Source organism: Microvirga arabica (genome assembly GCF_016811235.1).
GTDB classification, from domain to species: Bacteria; Pseudomonadota; Alphaproteobacteria; order Rhizobiales; family Beijerinckiaceae; genus Microvirga; species Microvirga arabica.
In genome coordinates this window covers 161,525-181,376 of record NZ_JAFBID010000001.1, presented here as the reverse complement: position 1 = coordinate 181,376, position 19,852 = coordinate 161,525, and the positions used below count along the sequence as shown (strand labels likewise).

Genomic DNA, 19,852 nt, shown 5'->3' with positions numbered 1-19,852 from the left:
TGATGTCGTTTGCTCCCGTCATTCAATCCGGTCCCGCCCAGAGCAGGCCGACCCGCGTCATGATCGTCGACGACAGCGCCGTCATCCGTGGGATGATCGGGCGCTGGCTCACCGAGGCCGGTGGTTTCGAGATCGTCGCCACGGCATCCAACGGGCGCATGGCGGTCGATGCTGCCGAGCGGTCAAAGCCGGAGATCATCCTCCTCGACATCGAGATGCCGGAGGTCGATGGGCTTGCGGCTCTTCCGATGATCCTCAAGGCTCATCCGACGAGCAAGGTCATCGTCATCTCGACTCTCACGCAGAGAAATGCCGAGATCTCGCTGAAGTGCCTTTCCCTGGGAGCCGTCGATTATCTGGCCAAGCCCGAAAGTGCCCGCGCAGCAGGAGCGGCGGCCGACTTCCAGCGCGATCTGATTGCGAAGCTGCGCGCCCTCGGTGAGGCGAAGAGCCGCCAGGTGAGATCGTCGGCACCGGTTCTCTCCGTCATGCCGACGCCGTCCCCTCTGCCGGTTGCGAAGCCCGGCACGGTGAGGCCGCAATGCCTGCTGATCGGATCCTCCACCGGCGGTCCAAGAGCGGTCGAACGTGTCCTGCTCGATCTCAAGCCGGCGCTCTCGACGATCCCGGTGCTGATCGTGCAGCACATGCCTGCCATGTTCACGGCTGTTTTCGCCGAGCACCTGCAGTCCTTCCTCTCCGTTCCGGCCCGCGAAGCCCGGGATGGTGACGTCGTCAGCCCCGGAACGATTCTCGTCGCTCCCGGCGGGCGGCACATGGGCGTGGTCTCGTCTGGCGGCAAAGCGGTCATCCGGCTCAACGACGGACCGCCGGAGAATTTCTGCCGCCCCGCCGTCGACGTGCTCTTCAGGGAAGCTGCCGGCGTGTTCGGCGCTTCCGCCATTGCGGCGGTGCTCACCGGCATGGGGTCCGATGGAACGCATGGGGCGCGCCATCTCACCAAGGCAGGCGCCATGATTATCGCACAGGACGAAGCCACGAGCATCGTCTGGGGAATGCCGGGAAGCATCGTGACGGCCGGCTTGGCCCATGAGATCCTTCCCCTGGAATCCATCGGCCGCTCTCTGAAGGGCCACATCGCCGGATCCGCAAAATGACCGAGGCCGAATTCGACGTCCTGCGCGCCTTTCTCAAAACCAAATCGGGCCTGGCGCTGTCTCCGGACAAGCGATACCTCGTGGAGAGCCGTCTCTCGTCGGTCTGCACGCGGTTCAAGATCGACAGCCTGTCGCACCTCGTGCGCGAGATCAGGGCAGGGCGCTCGCTCGCCCTTGAGAAGGCAACCGTCGAGGCGATGACCACGAACGAGACCTTCTTCTTCCGGGACAAGGGGCCGTTCGATCTGTTCCAGGACGTCCTTTTGCCGAAATACCTGAAGGAGCGCGCATCGACCCGCCGCCTCCGGATCTGGTGCGCGGCGGCCTCCACGGGCCAGGAGCCGTATTCGCTCGCCATGCTGCTCAAGGAAGCAGCACCCCGCATGCCGGGCTGGCACATCGACATTGTCGCTTCGGACATCTCCACCGAGGTTCTGGAAAAGGCGAAGGCCGGCTTCTACAACCAGTTCGAAGTGCAGCGCGGCCTGCCGATCCGCCTGCTCGTGAAATACTTCACGCAGGTGGGCGACCAGTGGCAGATTGCGCCCGAGATCCGCGCGATGGTGGATTACCGCTACCTGAACCTGATCGAGGACTTCAATCGCCTGGGCCAGTTCGACATCGTCTATTGCCGCAACGTGCTGATCTATTTCGACCCCAACCTGAAGGCCGATGTGCTGCGCCGCATCGCGAATGTCATGGCGCCCGACGGCTCCCTGCTGCTCGGCGCCTCGGAGACGGTGCTTGGCGTCACCGATGCGCTGACGCTCGATCCGGCTCATCGGGGATTGTATTCGAAGAACGCTTCAAGCGTTGCGCCGAAGATGTTCGCCGTCGGCGGACGGTAAGCCGGCGCATGGCAATACGGCCGTCTTAGATTTCGACGGCCTGACTGCGTTGTTCAGGTGTCGAATTGCATGATCGGCATAGTAAACGGCCCTGACCTTCATAGTTAACAGAAGATTAACGATAAAAATTCTGCTCCGCCCTCCATCTTGATGCTTGACGCTGGAGGAGGGCGTTGGTAGACAAGAACTGCAAGCACCGCAGACGGAAAGCGTAAGCTCTCCAGGTGCAGAGAAAGCACTATGGTACGCCTTCTGGTGAAGGCTAGGCATGATGCCAATTCCATTTTGCCGGTAAAAGCCCGGATGTCATGTGAGCAGCGGATCGAGATCCCCTCGAGGCATGAAGCCACTCCGCTGGGTCGGTTAGATCCCGACATTCCCTGAAAATCACATCATTCAAGGAAGAAGCACATGTCTTCGATCAACACAAATCTCTCCGCCATGACCGCTCTGCAGGCTCTGAAGAGCACGCAGAACGCCATGAACAAGAACCAGAACCAGATCTCCACAGGTCTGCGCGTCGGCGAGGCTTCCCACAATGCCTCCTACTGGTCGATCTCGACTCAGATGAAGTCCGATAACGGCGCTCTAGGCGCAGTGAAGGATTCCATCAAGCAGTCGAAGGCAATGATCAACACCTTCACCTCCGCGATGGACAAGTCGCTGACCTACCTCAACAAGATGAAGGAAGGTCTCGTCGCAGCTTCGCAGCCAGGTGCCGATCTTGCGAAGATCCAGACCGAATTCAAGGCTAACATCGAAGGTATGAAGAGCGCGGCTGGATCGGCTTCGTTCAATGGTCAGAATTGGCTCGCTGGCGCGGGCTCCCAAGTCAACCTTGTTACGTCATATGACGGCGTGAATAATAAGGTCGGCATGCTTGCCATCGATACTGCAAAGACTAACCTCTTCGACGACGCGGCAGCTGGCACGGGTGGACTTCTTGAGGACGCTGCTGCCGTCGATATCAGCTCAGCTACCAATGCCGTCGTCAAGGGAACTGCAACGGCGCACGTTGTAGCGAGCAACGGCCCTGACGGCGTCACTGGCGGTGGTGACGATGTCACTGCTGCGGCAGGCAAAGTTAATTTCACTGCAAGCCAGAGTGGAATTCAGGCTGGAACTAAGATCACCTGGACAGTCGGTACCACGACGCAGTCGTATACCATGACCGGTGAGGAGGCAGATGGCACCGCACTGGCAGCCGCCATCCAGAAGGCTTCGCAAACCGATCCAGCTACAGCCTCCACCAACAAGCTTACGGTCGCCTGGGACGCGACAGCCGGCCTGACGCTTACTGCAAAGGCCGTTACGGAAGACGTGACTGCTACTCTCGTCGACGGCACGATCTCTGAAGCCCTGAAAAGCATCGATGATGCAATCGCTAAGGTGACCGAAGGCTCGGCGATGCTGGGTGCCAACAAGGCCCTGCTCGAGACCCAGGAAGAGTTCATCGGCGTGCTCTCCGACTCGCTCACCGCTGGTGTCAGCGCCTTCATCGATGCCGACATGAACGAGGCTTCGACCCGCAACCAGGCTCTGCAGACCCAGCAGCAGCTCGGCGTGCAGGCTCTCTCCATGGCGAACCAGAACAGCCAGATGATCCTGAAGCTCTTCCAGTAAGAGTTTTGGCATCGACCTGAAGGGAGCCTCGCCTTGCGAAAGGCGGGGCTCCTTTCGTTTGAGAAGAGCATCTAATGTCCGTTAAGCGATCATCCCACCTAAAGCTGCTGCTCTCAGGCGCCGCAGCTTGCATTGCTGGTATGGGATTCACCAGTGAGAGCCACGGATTGGCCACCTGGTTCGGTCCCTGGGACTATGTGCTGAGGCACGACGACGAGGGTCAGCCTCAAGCGGCCTTCGCCCGTTTGCGGGGGGAGAACGGCTCTCTGCTCTGGCTCACGTGCCAGCGCTTCGCATCCGAGCCGGATCAGCCCTCGGTGCCATTCACGACGGTCGCCGTTGCGCAGAAGCAGTTCCTGGGCCGGAGCGATCCGAACGGGAGAAGCACCGTCTACTGGTTCGACGACAATAGCCCTGAGGTCGGACACTGGATCTACCGCGACCGGCACGGCCAGATTCCGGATCCCGCTCAGGTGCGGACCTTCGTTGACAAGCTCGCCGAGGCGAAAAGCCTGACGATCGAGCTCTCGAACTATCGCTACGAGACGCAGCAGCACGCGTTCCGGCTCGATCCGAAGGATACCAGCAACGTCGCGGACAGGTTCAGGAAAGACTGCGCCGCTATCCTTCGCGAAAAGATCGATGATTCTTCGCTCGCCGAGTGACAGCCTGAAACAGAGCTGAAGGGAGCCGCCATGATCAGCACATCCACACGCTACCACCTCGTCACCCGGGATCTGGCGCGCACCAAGGCCTTGATCGAGAAGGATCCGGCGACGAAGCGCGAGATCGAGTATTATCAGGCCAACATCAAGACGATCAAAACGATCGAAGACTTCGTCAAGAACGACCGCATCTTCAAATTCGCCATGAAGGCCTATGGCCTTGAGGACATGGCCTATGCCAACGGGCTCTTCAAGAAGCTGCTCCAGGAGGGCGTGACCGACCGCTTGAGCATGGCGAACAAGATGTCGAACCCGCTCTACAAGGAGTTCGCCAAAGCGTTCGATTTCAAGGCGAAGGGAGCTGCGGCAACGTCAGAGGCCAGTGCCACGACGGAGGCGGTGCAGAAATACGTGCAGATGACCCTCGAGAAGAAGGAGGGCGATCAGAACCAGGGCGTGCAGCTCGCCATGTATTTCAAGCGCAAGGCCTCTTCGGTCACGACGACCATGGGGCTGCTGGCTGACAAGGCGCTGCTCAAGTTTGTCCAGACCACCTTCAACATCCCGCAGAACGCTTCGAAGGCCGATCTCGATATCCAGGTCCGCAACCTGGAGAAGCACATCAACATCAAGGATCTGCAGGACCCGAAGAAGGTCGACAAGCTGATCCAGCGCTTCAATGCCATGTGGGACGTGACCAATCCGAGCATGGCGACGACTGCACCCGTGCTGACGCTGTTCGATCAGTCGTCGCCGCAACAAGGCTTCAGCGTGGACCTGATGATGAGCATCGCCAAGCTCCGTCCCGGCGGCTTTTGATACTGCGACAGCACTCAACCGTAGCGCTGCTGAGGTCGCTTAGCCTTTCGCCCGAATGCCCACAATGATCTGTTCGGACACCGGCAAGGCGTCCGACGGGGCATGGACCACGTAGACTCCGTGGCAGACCCGCGTGATCTTACGGACCGGGGTGTGGTGCTTATCTGCTCCCGTCAGGTAGTTTACCGTATAGAAGGGCTCGCCACCCACGTAGGTCGTCGCCCTGGTCTCGAAGACATAGCCGACCTGGCTGGCATTGATGCGGTACACGGAAGTGGGAGGTCCGTAGGCTGCAATGCGCGACGAGATCGGCTTGCCGATGTAATCCGAGCATGAAATCTCGGCCGCCTCATAGGAGGCCGTCGTGCATCCACCGACGCTTAGAGCCGTCGCGAGCAAGGCGAGAATGGGTCTCAAGCAGGCCTCCCGATAACCTGTAGAACCTACCACGAAATTCCCGGCGCTCCGATGCATTGCCATGGGCCTTCGCATCGTTTGGTAAAGACGGCGTTTGAGCTCATCCGTTGTCGCGGCGCCGACTGCACCCGATTGTTCGTGCCAGTTTCGCACAAGGCTGTCGACGCATGATGAATCCCGAACGACAGAGCGTCGGATTTCGGAGAAATGGAATGAGCGTCATTCTGGTGCCGGTTGTTGCTGCATCGCTGATCGGCCTTGTCGGCACGCCTGCTATTCGCCTTATGGCTTCATCGAAAAGGGCCAAGAGCTGGGCCAAGAGCCAGAGCGGAATGTTGCGCCGTTACTGAAGAAGATCGGGTGGGGCGGTGAGGGAGGATGCCGCACCATCGGGCTGCTCGATGCGGTTGGGCCCCTGCCTTACCGGCCGGGAAGTTTCTGCGGCCTGGAGAGTCGATTTCTGCATTCCTCTTCATTCGAAGAGTATCGGCAGCCGGCTCATTGGTCTGTTGCTTGAAGTCAACACTGCGACATCGTTCTGACATCTTACCCCGAATCTCGCTTGCGCAGATCTCGTGCGGCTGACAGCTTTGATGAAAAGAAGCGGATGGGTGCGGGGGCATGAACAGGACCGGTTTCTTAAAGCATATGAGGCGGCGGCTCCTCGCCGCTGCCGCAACAGGGGCGGCGCTCCTGTCGGGTGTCGCTGCGGCGAATACGGCTCATGCGTTTCCGCAGTTGAACCTGCCGGTGATGAGTGCAGCCATTCTGTCATCCGGACAGGCCGGGCCGACGCCGGCTTGGATCAATTTCTGCAAGCAGATGCCGGGCGAATGCGCGCTCGATTCCTCCGAGCCCGCCGTCATTGGCCTGAACCACGAAACCTGGAAGCTCCTCGTCGACGTCAACGAGCGCGTGAATGCCAAAATCCTGCCGGTGACGGATCAGGACCATTGGGGTGTGGCGGATCGCTGGGATTATCCCAATGACGGGATGGGCGATTGCGAAGACATTCAGATCCTGAAGCGCCGCATCCTCATCGAGGCGGGCCTGCCGCGGCGCGCCCTGCGGATGACCGTGGTGATCGACGAGCTCGGCGCCGGCCATGCGGTGCTGATGGTGCGCACGGATCGTGGCGACTACATCCTCGATAACAAGCGTGCGGCGGTCCTGTCCTGGCAGGAGACCGGCTACCGTTATGTGAAGCGGGAAGGTTCGGAGAGCACAGCTTGGGTATGGCTCGGCAATCAGGCCGCGCCCATCGTGACTGCAACCAAGTAAAAACGGAAAAGCGACGCCCGTCCGGGCGGCGCTTTCAGGATAGCTCCCAAGGATGTTTAGCTCGCCGCTCTCGAAGTCGGTCGCTGGCTGATCATCGTCTCGGACGTCAGCACGACCCAGCCGTTGTCGGAGCGCTCGATCGAGATGATCTGGCCGATGCCGGGAAGCGTCATCCCCGGCGTGACCCACCAAACGCCATCCGGACCTTCGATCAGGGCGGATTCGCTCGTCGCCCGGTGGATGACGTAGCGCTGAAACTGGCTCTGCCGGTCGATGGCAAGAAGCGCCTTGTCGCTCCTGGCCTCCACGACGGACTCCGCGGTCTTCTGCCTGTTCAGAGAACCCGTGGTGGACGGGCTGAGATCGGGCGCACGTGCATGGCTCGCTTCCGCGCCTTTGCTCATCTGCAGGCCGTTGCCTGCGCTCTGGAGATAGGCATAGCCATCACTGAGATAGACCGCGTAAACCGGAAGCGCGACGGCCGACAGGGTGAGCGCCAGCCCCAAGCACATGACGATGCGGTCACCCATGGCCTCGCGCGCCCGGATCATGTCCTCCAGGCGCCGCACTTTCCGCTCGCGGGTTTCGATGGCGGCTCCGCGCCCGGGCTGTCCCGCCCTGGCCACCTGCGCCAATACTTTATCGAACCGTACGCCCATGGAAACCGCCGCTATGAGAATCGACTGCAATCATTCCTATGGGGTTATGCTTAACAATCCGTCACCTCCCGCAGAGAAAGCCTGTTGAAAACTTCAAGCCTGAAGGCAAGCCCCACACAAGCGTCCTGTGAATACTGCAGCCTGTATTGAAGCGATTTTGTCGATCAAGCCGGTTGGGGGATGCATGAAGATCAGAACAAAGATATTTGCGCTCGTCGCGGCCCTGAGCTTCGTTGCCATGGTGATCGCCGCCGTCGGCATCAGCACCCTGCAGACCTACAATCAGGCCGTCCACGACGTGCGGCTCGCGGCCACGCGTGCGCTCTACGGCGAGCGCCTGAACCGGCTAGTGACGCATGTTGTCATGGAAGCGCGCGGCATCTATGCCTCGAAGACCACGGCCGATGCGCGAAAGTTCGGCGAAGGACTGACCGCCAATCTGAATGAAATCGACAAGCTGCTGAAAGAGTGGGCGCCGATTGTGCCGGATGCGCACAAGGCGCTGTTCGACGCGGTGGTCAAGGACGCTGCCGCCTTCAGGACATTCCGATCCGAGACCGTGCGCCTCGGTGCCGAAGTGTCGCCTGAGGCCGCCAACGCACAGGGCAATACTGAAGCCAACCGCGCCAACCGGAAGGCTTTTCAGGTCAGCATCAATGCCCTGACGCAGAAGGGCAGCGAAGAGATCGCCGCAGTCGACCGCTATTCCGCTGAACTCTACAGCGAGCGCCTCACCCTGCTGGTCTCCATCGCGCTGGGCGGCACGATGCTGGCGCTGCTGATCGGCTGGCTCGTGGGGAACAGGCAGATTGCTCGTCCGCTGAAGATCGTCACCGAGGCGATCCAGAAGCTGGCCTCCGGCGATTACAACCTGCCGCAGACGAAAGCCGGCAAAGACGAGATCGGCGACATCTGGAAGGCCACGCAGGTCTTCGCCGGCACTATGCAGGAGGCCGACGGGCTGCGGCGCCAGCAGGCGGAAGCCGAAAAGCACGCCGCCGAGCGCCGCCGGCTCGACATGATGGCGCTCGCGCAGAGCTTTGAAGGCAGCGTGGGCGGTCTCGTCCAGCACCTCTCGGTTGCCGCCCAGCAGATGGAGTCCACGGCCCGCTCGATGGCCACCACCGCCCAGCAGACGAACCAGCAGTCGAATGCGGTGGCGGCTGCGGCCGAGCAGACCTCAAGCAACGTGCAGGCCGTGGCCGCCGCCACGGAGGAGCTTGCCGCTTCGTCCAACGAGATCGGAACCCAGGTGTCGCAAACGTCTGCTGCCGCGGCCCGCGCCGTGCAGAATGCGCGCAAGACCAACGAGCTCGTAGAGACGCTTGCGGACGGCGCGCAGAAGATCGGCGAGGTGGTCACCCTCATCAACAGCATCGCGAGCCAGACCAACCTCTTGGCGCTCAACGCCACCATCGAGGCGGCCCGCGCCGGCGAGGCCGGCAAGGGCTTTGCCGTGGTAGCCGCCGAGGTGAAGGAACTGGCGAACCAGACCTCGCGGGCGACCGAGGACATCACCTCGCACATCAACCAGATCCAGCAATCCACCAAGGGCGCCGTGGACGCCATCCGCGAGATCGGTCTCACCATCGAGGAGGTGCACCAGATCGCCACCAACGTGGCCGCGGCCGTCGAGGAGCAGCAGGCGGCCACGCAGGAGATCGCCCGCAATGTCAGCGAGGCCGCCCGCGGCACCCAGGAGGTCACCCAGAGCATCGTCCAGGTGCAGGGAGCGGCCACCCATGCCGGGTCGGCGGCCTCCCAGGTGCTGGCCGCGGCCGGTGAGCTGTCGACCAATTCCTCGGCCCTCACCCGGGAGGTCGAAGGCTTCCTGCAGGGTGTCCGGGCGGCGTGACGCTGCCAGCCCGATCCGCACCCACCACGCACATCAATAGGCGCAGCTTCCGGCTGCGCCTTTTCTGCGTCGGCATCGTTAGGGAAGCTTCAGGCCGTCTTGGGGATGTCCCGGGCCGGAGCGCCGCCGCCTGCAGCGCCGGCCTCACGCCTGAGCCGGCGAGTCTCCTGGGCCCTCGCGGCCGCGGCCTGGACGTAGGACAGGAGCGTGGCATTCAGGTAGGGCTTGGGGAGAAACACCGCTCCCGGCGGCAGATCGTCCTCCTTCGGCCATTCGCGGCCCGAGGAGACGATGATCTCCACCCCGGGCCAGTCCCGGTGCACGTGGCCGACCAGCTCATAGCCGTTCATGCCCGGCGGCATCTCCACGTCCGAGAGCAGCACGTCGACCGCGACCTCGGCTTTCAGCACGCGTAGGGCCTCCTCGGCGTCGCCGGCCTCGATGACGCGGAAATTCGCCTCCAGCAGGATGTCGGCCGTGACGAGCCGCACAAGCGGTTCGTCTTCGACCAGGAGAACGACGCCTATGGGGTGCTGGTTGGACACGGGACCGAGGGGCAAGAGGACAGGGCTGATGGCAAACGTGGCCATTGATAGACGGTTCCAGTTGCGAGAGCCAGCCCTTCCCGTGGGGTGACTTGGCGCACTTGGGGAGAGAACCCACGGGGCATCACCACGTTGTCCGCCTGTTGTATGCGTCTGGGGCAAGAATGAGTGCTGCATCCGTTACGGTTCTTCCGCGCCGGACCCCGCCGACCATTCTGGTTGCCGAAGGGGATATCCGGATCCGGTATCGCGTCAGCGATGAGCTGCGAGCTTGGGGGTTCAAGGTGCTGGAGGCCGGCTCCGCACCGGAGGCCCTGACGGTTCTGGACGCCGTCCCGGTAGACCTTCTGATTCTAGCCCTCGACCTGCCGGGTGACGGCGGCTGGGACGTGGTCCGCCACATTCGCGAGAGGCCGGCCCCAACGAAGATGATCCTCACGTCCGGGGAAACGGATCCGCCGGCCGGCCTCGAACCTTTTGTCCAGAAGCCATATCAGGCTGCTGAGGTCGCTGGGCTCGTCGCCCGGAGCCTGAACTGGCCGCCCGCGCAAGCTTGACCGCAGGAACAAAGGCAAAAGCTCGGCGATTAGCTTTGCGTGAGCACGTCATCGACCCATCTCTCGGCCGAGGCCGACACCGCCCTCCAGACCATCCTCGTTGTCGAGGACGAGGTGCTGATCCGCCTTGTGATCGCCGAATACCTGCGCGAGTGCGGCTACCGGGTCCATGAGGCCGTCAATGCCGAGGAGGCCATCCTCATCCTCCAGGCCCCCGAGGTGTCCGTCGACATCGTGTTCAGCGACGTGGAGATGCCAGGGGACATGGACGGCTTCGGGCTCGCCCGCTGGATCCGGGCCAACATGCCCGAGACGCAGGTGATCCTCACCTCCGGGGCGGAGCGGTCGGCGGACATCGCCGGAACCCTGTGCGAGGCCGGCCCCCTGATGGAAAAGCCGTATCACACGCAGGACGTGGTGGACCGGATCAAGCAGCTGAAAGCCACGGCAAAGCGCTTCTGAGCCCGTGTCGCCCCTGCGGCCGCTGCGCCGCAGCATCACGGCTGCTCGATGGCAGGGAACCGGACAAAGTCATTCCCGTTTCATGCTGGATGAAACCGCACCGCCGCATCGTGAAGCACCCCGTCGTTCTGCTGGTGGAGGACGAGCCGCTCGTCCGCCTCACCCAGGTCGACATCCTCAAGGAATCCGAGTTCTGGGTTGTCGAGGCCCAGGATGCCGACGAGGCGTTCGAGCTCCTGAAATCGCGGCCCGAGATCGACGCCATCCTGACCGACGTGAACATGCCGGGCTCCATGGACGGATTTGAGTTCGCCCGGCTGGTGCGGCAGGGCTGGCCGGAGGTGGCCGTGCTGGTGATCTCCGGCAAGACCGGCCCCGGCCCGGGCGACCTGCCGCCCAACGCCATGTTCCTGCACAAGCCCATCATGCCGGACGACCTGGTCGCGGCGCTGAACGACGTGATGGCCCGGCGGGCGCAGAACAACGGCGTTTCATAAGCCACTCGATCCTTCCCCCGCTTCAGCCGGTCTTGCGGCTTGGCCAGAGCCTGCCGTATAACCAGCGTCCGACGCCCCGGCAGGCGTCCCATCAATAAGGATGCGCGCCAACATGGATTTCCACCCGACAGCAACGCCGCTTCGCCTTGCCACCGGGACCATCCATCGCCATGCCTGCTTCGATTACGCTTTCTCGCCTCTCCTGGGCCACGCCTGACGGCCGCGTCCTCCTTTCCGATCTCGACCTGAGCTTTGGCCCTGAACGGGCGGGCCTCGTCGGCCGCAACGGCGTCGGCAAGACCACGCTCCTCCGGCTGATCGGCGGCGAGGTGCGTCCAAGCTCCGGCAGCCTCACCGTCAATGGCAGTTTCGGGATCCTGCGCCAGTCGGTTCAGACCAGCCCGGCCCAGACCATCGCCAGCCTGTTCGGCGCCACAGAAGCGCTCGCGCTCCTGCGCCGCGCCGAAAGCGGCAAGGCCACGGCCGGGCAGCTCGCGGATGCGGACTGGACCCTGGAGGCGCGCATGGTATCCGCCCTCTCTCAGGTGGGGCTGGATGCGCGGCCGGACACGTCTCTCGCAACCTTGTCGGGTGGCCAGGCCACCCGGGCAGGCCTCGCCACGCTTGTCTTCGCCGAGCCCGACTTCCTGCTTCTGGACGAACCCACCAACAATCTCGACCGGGAAGGGCGTGCGGCAGTGATCGATCTTCTCGGCCGATGGCGTGGCGGCGCCGTCGTCGTCAGCCATGACCGCGAGCTGCTCGACACCATGGATGCCATCGTGGAGCTGACCTCGCTTGGCGCAACGCGCTATGGCGGCAACTGGAGCTGTTACCGCGAGCGCAAGGCGCTGGAACTCGCGGCGGCCCGGCACGATCTCGCCGATGCGGAGAAGCGTGTCGCCGAGATCGACCGGAAAACGCAGGCAGTCGCCGAGCGAAAGGCCCGCAAGGACGGGGCCGGTCACAGAAAACGGGCCAAGGGCGACATGCCGCGCATCCTCATGAATGCGATGAAGGACCGGAGCGAGGATACAGGCGGCGAGAACGCGCGCCTGGCCGAGCGGCGGCGCGTACAGGCTCTCGATGCTGCGGCCTCGGCGCGTGAGCGCATTGAGATCCTGCAGCCGTTCTCCGTGGTTCTGCCGCCGACGCACCTGCCGGCCGGGAAGACGGTTCTCACGGTCGACACTGCCAGCGCCGGCTACGCGCCGGAGCGGCCGATCCTGCGCGATCTCTCCTTCTCCATCGTAGGGCCGGAGCGTGTCGCCGTCGTGGGGCCGAACGGCTCAGGAAAGACGACGCTGCTCGCGCTCGTCACCGGAGGCTTGCAGCCTTTGAGCGGGAGCGTGCGGGTCTTCACCGACTTCGCCCTGTTCGATCAGCGGGTGAGCCTGCTCGACCCCAAAACGTCGATCCGTGACAATTTCCGGCGCATCAATCCGACGGCGGACGAGAATGCCTGCCGGGCGGCGCTCGCCCGCTTCATGTTTCGAGCCGACGCCGCCTTGCAGCTCGTCTCCACCTTGAGCGGCGGACAAGTGCTGCGGGCGGGGCTCGCCTGCGTGTTGGGTGGATTGCAGCCGCCCGCGCTGCTGATCCTGGACGAGCCGACGAACCATCTCGACATCGATTCCATTGAGGCTGTCGAGGCGGGCTTGCAGGCCTTTGACGGCGCGCTGCTCATCGTCAGCCACGACGAAGCTTTCCTGGAAGCCGTCGGCATCACGCGCCGGCTCGATCTCGCAAGCCTGCAGGGGTGATTCACGCGTGAGCGGCTTCGCGCTTCCGCGTGTCGATCACCTCCGGCTGCTCCGCCATACGCGACCATAAGCGCTCCACCTCCGCCTGTACATTGTGGATGGCTGTTTCCTTCACGGGGCCGTAGCCGCGGATGTCCATCGGAGCCTTCGCGATGGACAGGAGGTCGGCGAAGCGCTGCCCGTCAAGTCTTTCGAGAATACGCTCGATCTGGGCCTCGTACCAGCCGATCAGCGCCCGTTCCGTGCGCCGCTCGGCCGTGTAACCGAAGATGTCGAAGGGCGTGCCACGAACGATCTTCATCCGGGCCAGCACGCGCATAGGCGTCTGGATCCATTGGCCGAAGGCGCGCTTCTTCGGGCGGCCCCGCGCATCGCGCTTCGAGGACAGGAGCGGCGGCGCCATGTGGTACTTCACCGTGAAGTCGCCGTCGAATTCCTGCTGCAGCTTACCGAGGAAGCCAGTCTCCATGTGCAGGCGCGCCACCTCGTACTCGTCCTTGTAAGCCATGAGCTTGAACAGCGAGCGCGCCACCGCGTCGGTGAGCGCATCGGACCCGAGCGCGGCTTCAGCCTTGCGGACCCGCGACACCATCATCTCGTAGCGGCCGGCATAGAGCGCGTCCTGATAGGCGGTAAGAAAAGCGACCCGCCGCGCGATCACCTGATCGAGCCTCTCGGGCTCCTCCGGCTTGTCGTTCGCCACCTCGTGCACGACGGCCGGATCGGCGCTGAGCAGGCGGCCCCAGGCGAAGGCCTGCCGGTTGCGCTCGACCGCGACGCCGTTGAGCTCGATGGCGCGTGAAAGGGCCTCAAAAGAGACCGGCACGAGCCCCTGCTGCCAGGCGAAGCCCAGCATCATCACGTTGGCGAAAACCGTGTCGCCGAGCAGCGTCTCGGCGAGCGCATTGGCATTGACCGTCGCCATGTTGTCAGCCCCGATGACGCGCTCGATGGCGCGCAGGCGCGTGCGGCTGGCGAGATCCGCATCGCGGAAGCGCACCACGTCGCCGGTGGGCATCTCGGCCGTGTTCATCACGGCCCGCGTGCCATGCCGATAGGTGCCGGAGGCCTTGGGTGAGGAGCTGACCACGACATCGCAGCCGATCAGCGCATCCGCCGCGCCCTGGTCGATGCGCACCTGGTTCAGCGCGCCGGGATGGTTGGCGATGCGCAGATAGCTCAGCACCGGCCCGAATTTTTGGGCAAAGCCCGTGAAGTCGAGCACCGAGACGCCGCGGCCTTCGAGATGCGCCGCCATGCTGATGAGCGCCCCGATGGTCACGACGCCCGTGCCGCCGACGCCGGTGACGAGCAGGTCGAACGGCTTGTCGAGCGCGGGAGGAACAGGCGAGGGCAAGGACGCGGCCCGTGCCGCCGCATCGAAGCCCGACGTGGTCTTCGCCTTGCGCGTGGCGCCCTCCACCGTGACGAAGCTCGGGCAGAAGCCGTCGAGGCAGGAGAAGTCCTTGTTGCAGGTGGAGAGACTGATCTTGCGCTTGCGGCCGAACGGCGTCTCCTTTGGCTCCACGCTGAGACAGTTGGACGCCACCGAGCAGTCGCCGCAGCCTTCGCAGACCAGATCGTTGATATAGGCGAAGCGCTTCGGATCCTCCATCTGGCCGCGCTTGCGGCGGCGGCGCTTTTCCGTTGCGCAGGTCTGCTCGTAGATCAGCACCGTGACGCCGGAAACATCGCGCAGCTCCCGCTGCACGGCATCGAGCTCATCGCGGTGATGGATCGTCACGCCTTTCGGCAGATCGGCCGGCACGAACTTGTCGGGATCGTCCGATACGAGCGCGATGCGCTGCACGCCTTCCGCCCGCACGCTGTGGGCGATGGCGTAGACGCTCACCGGCCCGTCCACCGGCTGGCCGCCGGTCATGGCGACCGCGTCGTTGAACAGGATCTTATAGGTGATGTTGGCGCCTGCCGCCATAGCCTGCCGGATCGCCATGGAGCCCGAATGATAATAGGTGCCTTCGCCCAGATTCTGGAAGATATGGCCCTGGCCGGTGAACTTCGACGAGGCCGCCCAGTTGACGCCCTCGCCACCCATCTGGATCAGCGACGAGGTCTCCCGGTCCATCCAGCTCGCCATGAAGTGGCAGCCGATTCCCGCGAGCGCCTTCGAGCCTTCCGGCACCTTGGTCGAGGTGTTGTGCGGGCAGCCGGAGCAAAAGTAAGGCGTGCGCGTCGCGCCCGGCACCGCGATCACGCGCTCCGCGTCAGGCGACAGGGCGGCGACGCGCTGCGCGAGGTCAAGATCGGGAAAGATGGGATCTAGGCGCTTGGCCAGAACGCCGGCGAGGAAGCGCGGCGTGAGCTCGCCGGTCCAGGGAATGAGGCGCTGGCCTAACTCGTCGTGCTTGCCGACCATGCGCTCGGGCTTGGAGCCCGGATAGTCGTAAAAATATTCTTTGAACTGGCTCTCGATGATGCCGCGCTTTTCCTCGACCACGAGGATCTCGCGCTTGCCTTTCACGAACTCCATGGCGTCGTGCAGCGGCAGCGGCCACACCATGCCGACCTTGTAGATGTCGATGCCGTGCTGGCGGCAGGCGGCCTCGTCGAGGCCGATGAGGCGAAGCGCCTCCATCAGGTCGAGATGGGCCTTGCCGGCCGTGACGATGCCGTAGGAGGCATCGCGAATGTCGTAGATGCGCCGGTCGATGGGGTTGGCCTTGGCGAAGGCATAGACCGCGTGCTTCTTCGCCTCCATGCGCTCCTCGATCTGCGGCCCCGGCAGATCCGGCCAGCGGTAGTGCAGGCCACCGGGCGGCGGTGTCAAGTCGGGCGTGATGAACCGGCGCGGCGGGAGAAGCTCGACCGAGGTGCCGGACTCCACGATCTCGGACACGGCCTTGAACCCGACCCACATGCCGGAGAAGCGGCTCAGCGCATAGCCGTATTCGCCGAACTCGAGATATTCGGCGACGCTCGCGGGATGGAGCGTCGGCATGAACCAGCTCATGAAGGCCACGTCGGATTGGTGCGGCATCGACGAGGACACGCAGCCATGGTCGTCGCCCGCCACCACCAGCACGCCGCCATGGGGCGAGGAGCCGTAGGCGTTGCCGTGCTTCAAGGCATCGCCCGAGCGGTCGACGCCCGGGCCCTTGCCGTACCAGAGGCCGAACACGCCCTCGACCTGCCGGTTGGGGTCCGTCTCCACCTGCTGCGAGCCCAGCACGGCGGTGGCCGCGAGATCCTCATTGACGGCGGGCAGGAACTCGATCCGGTGTTCCTTCAGCTGCTCCTTCACGCGCCAGAATTCGAGATCCACGCCGCCGAGCGGCGAGCCGCGATAGCCCGAGACGAAACCTGCCGTGTTGAGGCCAGCCAGCCGGTCGCGTCTGGCCTGATCGAGCACGATCCGGATGATCGCCTGCGTGCCGGTGAGGAACACCCGGCCGGTCTCGCGGGCATAGCGGTCGGAGAGCCGGTAATCGTCGAGGGACGGAACGCCTGTCATCAGCCTGACCTCAAGGAGAAAGCCCTGTTCTGGCTAACTATGGTAGTCCCGAACGGCTGGTAGGTGCTTTCTCTTTATCCCTTAGAATAGCTTCTTTGTGGTAGATATTCGAACTGTTGGCGTTGTATCTGGTAAAAGTGACCAACGGGAGGGCGCCATGCTGGAGAAGCAGGACGAGCACATTCTGGTGCAGCTGCAGAAGGAAGGGCGCACCACCAACCAGCAACTGGCCGAGGATGTGGGCATGTCCACCTCCGCCTGCTGGCGGCGCGTTCGAGCGCTGGAAGAGACCGGGGTAATCACCGGGTACTCGGCGCTGGTAGACCGGGAGAAGGCAGGCTTCACCACTTCGGCGATCCTGCACGTGTCCCTGGAGCGGCACGACGCAACATTCGTCGACGAGTTCGTCGCACGTGTGACGGAGCGGGCCGAAGTGCTGGAATGCTTCGCCACTACGGGCGATGCCGATTATCACCTTCGGGTCGTGGTGCGCGACATGAAGGCCTACAACGCGTTTCTCGACGAGTTCATGTTCCGCCTGCCCGGCATCCGCTATGTGCGCACCAACGTGATCCTGAAGGAGATCAAGACCAGCGTGGCGCTGCCGTTCTGAACGATGGGCTTGGTTTATTTGGTATCGGGCAGCAGGGCATAGGCGAGCTGCGCGATGGCGACGGTGCGGCTGTCGCCCACGGTCGTGAGCGTCACGCTGCCGAAGGCCATGGTGCGCCCGAGCCGAACGACCTTCGCGTCCGCCAGCACATCGGCGCTCGCAGCAGGGCGGAGGAAATGCATGGTCTGGTCCACCGTGGTCATGGGCCGGTACGCCCTTCCGGCGGAGGAGACGGCAAACACCATGGCGGTGTCGGCCAAACTCATGAGCGCCTGCCCGCAGATCACGCCGTTGTCGCGACACAGCCTCTCCGAGAACGGCATCCGCAGAACCGCGCCCTCGGGGCTGAGGCTCTCGATGGACAACTCGAGTGCCTGGATCCAGGGCGCAAAGACATCGGTGAGCATTCTCTCGGCGGTGGCTTCGTCGAACGCAGACATTGATTCCCCCAATCATTCTTCTTCTGATATCCGCTGCCAGCCGTGACGAAGCGGCGGGTACCAGTCTTATCTCAAAGCAACTGGCATGCGTTGCCAATATTCTTCCATCAGGGACGCACCGCGTTCATGGTGAGAAGGTCGTAGGTCGCGACCGTCTCGTCTTTGTCGGTGGTGATCTCAACGTCCCAGCGCACCTCGCCATACTGCTCGTTGCGCGGCGACTTGGATTTCGCCGTGAGGCGAACCTTGATGGTCTCGCCTGGCTGAACGGGCTTGAGGAAACGCAAGGAGTCGAGACCGTAATTGGCGAGAACCGGCCCGAGATCCGGGTCCACGAACAGGCCGGCTGCGAAGGACAGCAGCAGATAGCCATGGGCGACACGGCCGGGGAAGAACGGATGGTCCTTCGTGGCCTCCTCGCTCATGTGCGCGTAGAAGGTGTCGCCGGTGAATTCTGCGAAGTGCTCGATGTCCTCCAGGGTGATCGTGCGCTCCTTCGAGATGAAGGTCTGTCCGATAGCCAAATCCTCGAAGTGGTAGCGGAATGGATGCCGACCCTCCTGAACCATCGGGGCGCCTTTGATCCAGCTCTGCGTGACGCGCGACAGCATGGCGGGCGAGCCTTGCAGGGCCGTGCGCTGCATGTAGTGGTGGACGCCGCGCATGCCGCCGAGCTCCTCGCCGCCGCCGGCGCGTCCCGGCCCGCCATGGACCATATGCGGCATCGGCGAGCCGTGGCCGGTCTGCTCCTTGGCGCAGTCGCGGTCGATCAGCACGAGGCGGCCGTGGAAAGCGCCGACGCCGAAGACGAGATCGGATGCCACTGCGGGATCGTACGTATAGACGGAGGCGACAAGGCTGCCGTCGCCGCGATTGGCGAGAGCGATGCCCTGATCGAGCCCGTCATAGCCCATCACGGTGCAGACCGGGCCGAAGGCCTCGACGCTGTGCACGTTGGTGGCGCGGATCGGATCCGGGCAGTGCAGCAGAAGCGGCGGGATGAAGGCGCCACGCTCGCGATCCGCGCCCTCGACCGCGAAGTTCTCCGGATCGCCGACGACGATGTCGGCCTCGCTCCGCAGCTTCGCCACCTGCGCCAGCACGTCTCGACGTTGACTGAGACCGACGACAGGACCCATGCGGACATTCTCAAGCTCGGGGTTGCCGACCGTGACCCTGGAGAGCCGCTCGCGCAATGCCTCGATGACCGCAGGAACATGGGTGTTGGGCGCAATGGCACGGCGGATTGCGGTGCATTTCTGTCCCGCTTTGACGGTCATCTCCTTCGCGACCTCCTTGATGAAAAGGTCGAATTCCGGGGTGCCGGGTACGGCATCGGGCGCAAGGATCGCGGCGTTGAGCGAGTCACGCTCCGCAATGAAGCGAACGGATTCTCTGGCAATCACGGGATGCCGCTGCAGCTTCTGAGCCGTGTCGGCGGAGCCAGTGAAGGAGACCACATCCTGGCAGGTGAGGTGATCGAACAGATCGCCCGTGGAGCCGATGATGCACTGAAGCGCGCCTTCGGGAAGAATGCGGGACACCGCGATCATGCGCACCAGGGCATGCGCTACGTAGGATGTGATCGTCGCCGGTTTCGTGACCACCGGCACGCCGGCCAGGATAGCCGGAGCGAGCTTCTCAAGCATTCCCCAGCAGGGGAAGTTGAAGGCATTGATGTGGACCGCAACGCCGTGCATCGGCGCCATCACGTGCTGTCCGACGAAGCTGCCGCCCTTCGACAAAGGCTCCACGGCGCCATCGATGAGGAAGGTAGTGTTGGGCAGTTCGCGGCGGCCCTTGGAGGCATAGACGAGCAGGGTGCCGATGCCGCCGTCCACGTCGATGAAATTGTCGGACCGCGTGGTGCCGGTCTGGTAGGAAATCTTGTAGAGCTGCTCCTTGCGCTCTGACAGATAGATGGCAAGAGCTTTCAGAAGCTCTGCACGCTGATGGAAGGTCAGCCGCCGCAGATTGGGGCCGCCGACCTGCCGGGCATAAGCCAGCACCTCACCCATATCGAGGCCACCGCTGGCGACCTCGGCGACCACGTCACTGGTCACCGCACTGCGAATCTCGGCGAGTTCCTGGCCGGGGGACATCCAACTTCCGCGAACGAAGCTTTCAAGTCTCATGGGGCACCTTGGATGATGAATGGGGGCTGCATTGGCAGCGCCGGATCCTGCAGCATTATTGACCGACCGGTCGGTTAGTCAAG

General features: G+C 63.5%; 19 protein-coding genes. 13 read left to right on the top strand and 6 right to left on the bottom strand.

Annotation, left to right across the window (positions count from 1 at the left end; all coding sequences use genetic code 11):
- Nucleotides 1–2: 2 nt before the first annotated feature.
- The 5 genes from JQC81_RS00875 to JQC81_RS00855 all read left to right on the top strand — a co-directional run bounded on the left by JQC81_RS00875 (nucleotide 3) and on the right by JQC81_RS00855 (nucleotide 5,073).
- Entirely contained in the window at nucleotides 3–1,118 is a 1,116-nt protein-coding gene (locus JQC81_RS00875) for a protein-glutamate methylesterase/protein-glutamine glutaminase (protein WP_203269827.1), read from the top strand.
- Nucleotides 1,115–1,966 carry a CheR family methyltransferase gene (locus JQC81_RS00870; protein WP_203269826.1) on the top strand — a complete coding sequence of 284 codons (852 nt, stop codon included), beginning with the start codon at nucleotides 1,115–1,117 and terminating at the stop codon, nucleotides 1,964–1,966. Before JQC81_RS00875 ends, JQC81_RS00870 begins: the two co-directional genes overlap by 4 nt.
- Nucleotides 1,967–2,377: 411 nt before the next feature.
- The gene (locus JQC81_RS00865) at nucleotides 2,378–3,589 is read left to right on the top strand and encodes a flagellin N-terminal helical domain-containing protein (RefSeq protein WP_203269825.1); all 1,212 of its coding nucleotides are present in this window, start codon (nucleotides 2,378–2,380) and stop codon (nucleotides 3,587–3,589) included.
- 167 nt (nucleotides 3,590–3,756) lie between these two features.
- Nucleotides 3,757–4,254, top strand: a complete 498-nt coding sequence (locus JQC81_RS00860; RefSeq protein ID WP_203269824.1) for a hypothetical protein — start codon at nucleotides 3,757–3,759, stop codon at nucleotides 4,252–4,254.
- A 30-nt stretch (nucleotides 4,255–4,284) separates the two neighbouring features.
- On the top strand, nucleotides 4,285–5,073 hold the full coding sequence (locus JQC81_RS00855; protein ID WP_203269823.1) for a DUF1217 domain-containing protein: 789 nt from the start codon (nucleotides 4,285–4,287) through the stop codon (nucleotides 5,071–5,073).
- Nucleotides 5,074–5,112: 39 nt separating this feature from the next.
- Here the strand turns inward: JQC81_RS00855 and JQC81_RS00850 are convergent, their stop codons facing one another.
- Nucleotides 5,113–5,490 carry a hypothetical protein gene (locus JQC81_RS00850; RefSeq protein ID WP_203269822.1) on the bottom strand — a complete coding sequence of 126 codons (378 nt, stop codon included), beginning with the start codon at nucleotides 5,488–5,490 and terminating at the stop codon, nucleotides 5,113–5,115.
- 212 nt (nucleotides 5,491–5,702) lie between these two features.
- On the opposite strand from JQC81_RS00850, the gene JQC81_RS00845 reads away from it, so the two are divergent.
- Complete coding sequence (locus tag JQC81_RS00845; protein ID WP_203269821.1) at nucleotides 5,703–5,840, top strand: hypothetical protein; 138 nt, start codon at nucleotides 5,703–5,705, stop codon at nucleotides 5,838–5,840.
- 271 nt (nucleotides 5,841–6,111) lie between these two features.
- The gene (locus tag JQC81_RS00840; protein WP_203269820.1) at nucleotides 6,112–6,771 is read left to right on the top strand and encodes a transglutaminase-like cysteine peptidase; all 660 of its coding nucleotides are present in this window, start codon (nucleotides 6,112–6,114) and stop codon (nucleotides 6,769–6,771) included.
- A 56-nt stretch (nucleotides 6,772–6,827) separates the two neighbouring features.
- On the opposite strand, the gene JQC81_RS00835 is transcribed toward JQC81_RS00840, so the two are convergent.
- The gene (locus tag JQC81_RS00835; RefSeq protein ID WP_203269819.1) at nucleotides 6,828–7,430 is read right to left on the bottom strand and encodes a hypothetical protein; all 603 of its coding nucleotides are present in this window, start codon (nucleotides 7,428–7,430) and stop codon (nucleotides 6,828–6,830) included.
- 184 nt (nucleotides 7,431–7,614) lie between these two features.
- Between JQC81_RS00835 and JQC81_RS00830 the strand changes: the two genes are divergently transcribed.
- Complete coding sequence (locus tag JQC81_RS00830) at nucleotides 7,615–9,285, top strand: methyl-accepting chemotaxis protein (RefSeq protein WP_203269818.1); 1,671 nt, start codon at nucleotides 7,615–7,617, stop codon at nucleotides 9,283–9,285.
- Nucleotides 9,286–9,374: 89 nt separating this feature from the next.
- Here JQC81_RS00830 and JQC81_RS00825 read toward each other — a convergent pair whose 3' ends face one another.
- A complete protein-coding gene (locus JQC81_RS00825) occupies nucleotides 9,375–9,875 on the bottom strand; it encodes a response regulator (protein WP_203269817.1) in 501 nt (166 codons plus the stop codon).
- 119 nt (nucleotides 9,876–9,994) lie between these two features.
- On the opposite strand from JQC81_RS00825, the gene JQC81_RS00820 reads away from it, so the two are divergent.
- The 4 genes from JQC81_RS00820 to JQC81_RS00805 all read left to right on the top strand — a co-directional run bounded on the left by JQC81_RS00820 (nucleotide 9,995) and on the right by JQC81_RS00805 (nucleotide 13,109).
- A complete protein-coding gene (locus JQC81_RS00820) occupies nucleotides 9,995–10,387 on the top strand; it encodes a response regulator (RefSeq protein WP_203269816.1) in 393 nt (130 codons plus the stop codon).
- Between the two features lie 39 nt (nucleotides 10,388–10,426).
- On the top strand, nucleotides 10,427–10,849 hold the full coding sequence (locus JQC81_RS00815; protein ID WP_203269815.1) for a response regulator: 423 nt from the start codon (nucleotides 10,427–10,429) through the stop codon (nucleotides 10,847–10,849).
- An 89-nt stretch (nucleotides 10,850–10,938) separates the two neighbouring features.
- Complete coding sequence (locus JQC81_RS00810) at nucleotides 10,939–11,346, top strand: response regulator (protein ID WP_203269814.1); 408 nt, start codon at nucleotides 10,939–10,941, stop codon at nucleotides 11,344–11,346.
- Nucleotides 11,347–11,516: 170 nt separating this feature from the next.
- Nucleotides 11,517–13,109 carry an ABC-F family ATP-binding cassette domain-containing protein gene (locus JQC81_RS00805; RefSeq protein ID WP_203269813.1) on the top strand — a complete coding sequence of 531 codons (1,593 nt, stop codon included), beginning with the start codon at nucleotides 11,517–11,519 and terminating at the stop codon, nucleotides 13,107–13,109.
- Nucleotide 13,110: 1 nt separating this feature from the next.
- Here the strand turns inward: JQC81_RS00805 and JQC81_RS00800 are convergent, their stop codons facing one another.
- Nucleotides 13,111–16,581: an indolepyruvate ferredoxin oxidoreductase family protein gene (locus JQC81_RS00800; protein ID WP_203269812.1), complete on the bottom strand. Its 3,471-nt coding sequence runs from the start codon at nucleotides 16,579–16,581 to the stop codon at nucleotides 13,111–13,113.
- Nucleotides 16,582–16,738: 157 nt separating this feature from the next.
- On the opposite strand from JQC81_RS00800, the gene JQC81_RS00795 reads away from it, so the two are divergent.
- Entirely contained in the window at nucleotides 16,739–17,194 is a 456-nt protein-coding gene (locus JQC81_RS00795; RefSeq protein WP_203269811.1) for an Lrp/AsnC family transcriptional regulator, read from the top strand.
- Between the two features lie 14 nt (nucleotides 17,195–17,208).
- On the opposite strand, the gene JQC81_RS00790 is transcribed toward JQC81_RS00795, so the two are convergent.
- A complete protein-coding gene (locus JQC81_RS00790) occupies nucleotides 17,209–17,634 on the bottom strand; it encodes a PaaI family thioesterase (protein ID WP_203269810.1) in 426 nt (141 codons plus the stop codon).
- 107 nt (nucleotides 17,635–17,741) lie between these two features.
- Complete coding sequence (gene paaZ, locus JQC81_RS00785) at nucleotides 17,742–19,769, bottom strand: phenylacetic acid degradation bifunctional protein PaaZ (protein ID WP_203269809.1); 2,028 nt, start codon at nucleotides 19,767–19,769, stop codon at nucleotides 17,742–17,744.
- Between the last annotated feature and the right edge of the window lie 83 nt (nucleotides 19,770–19,852).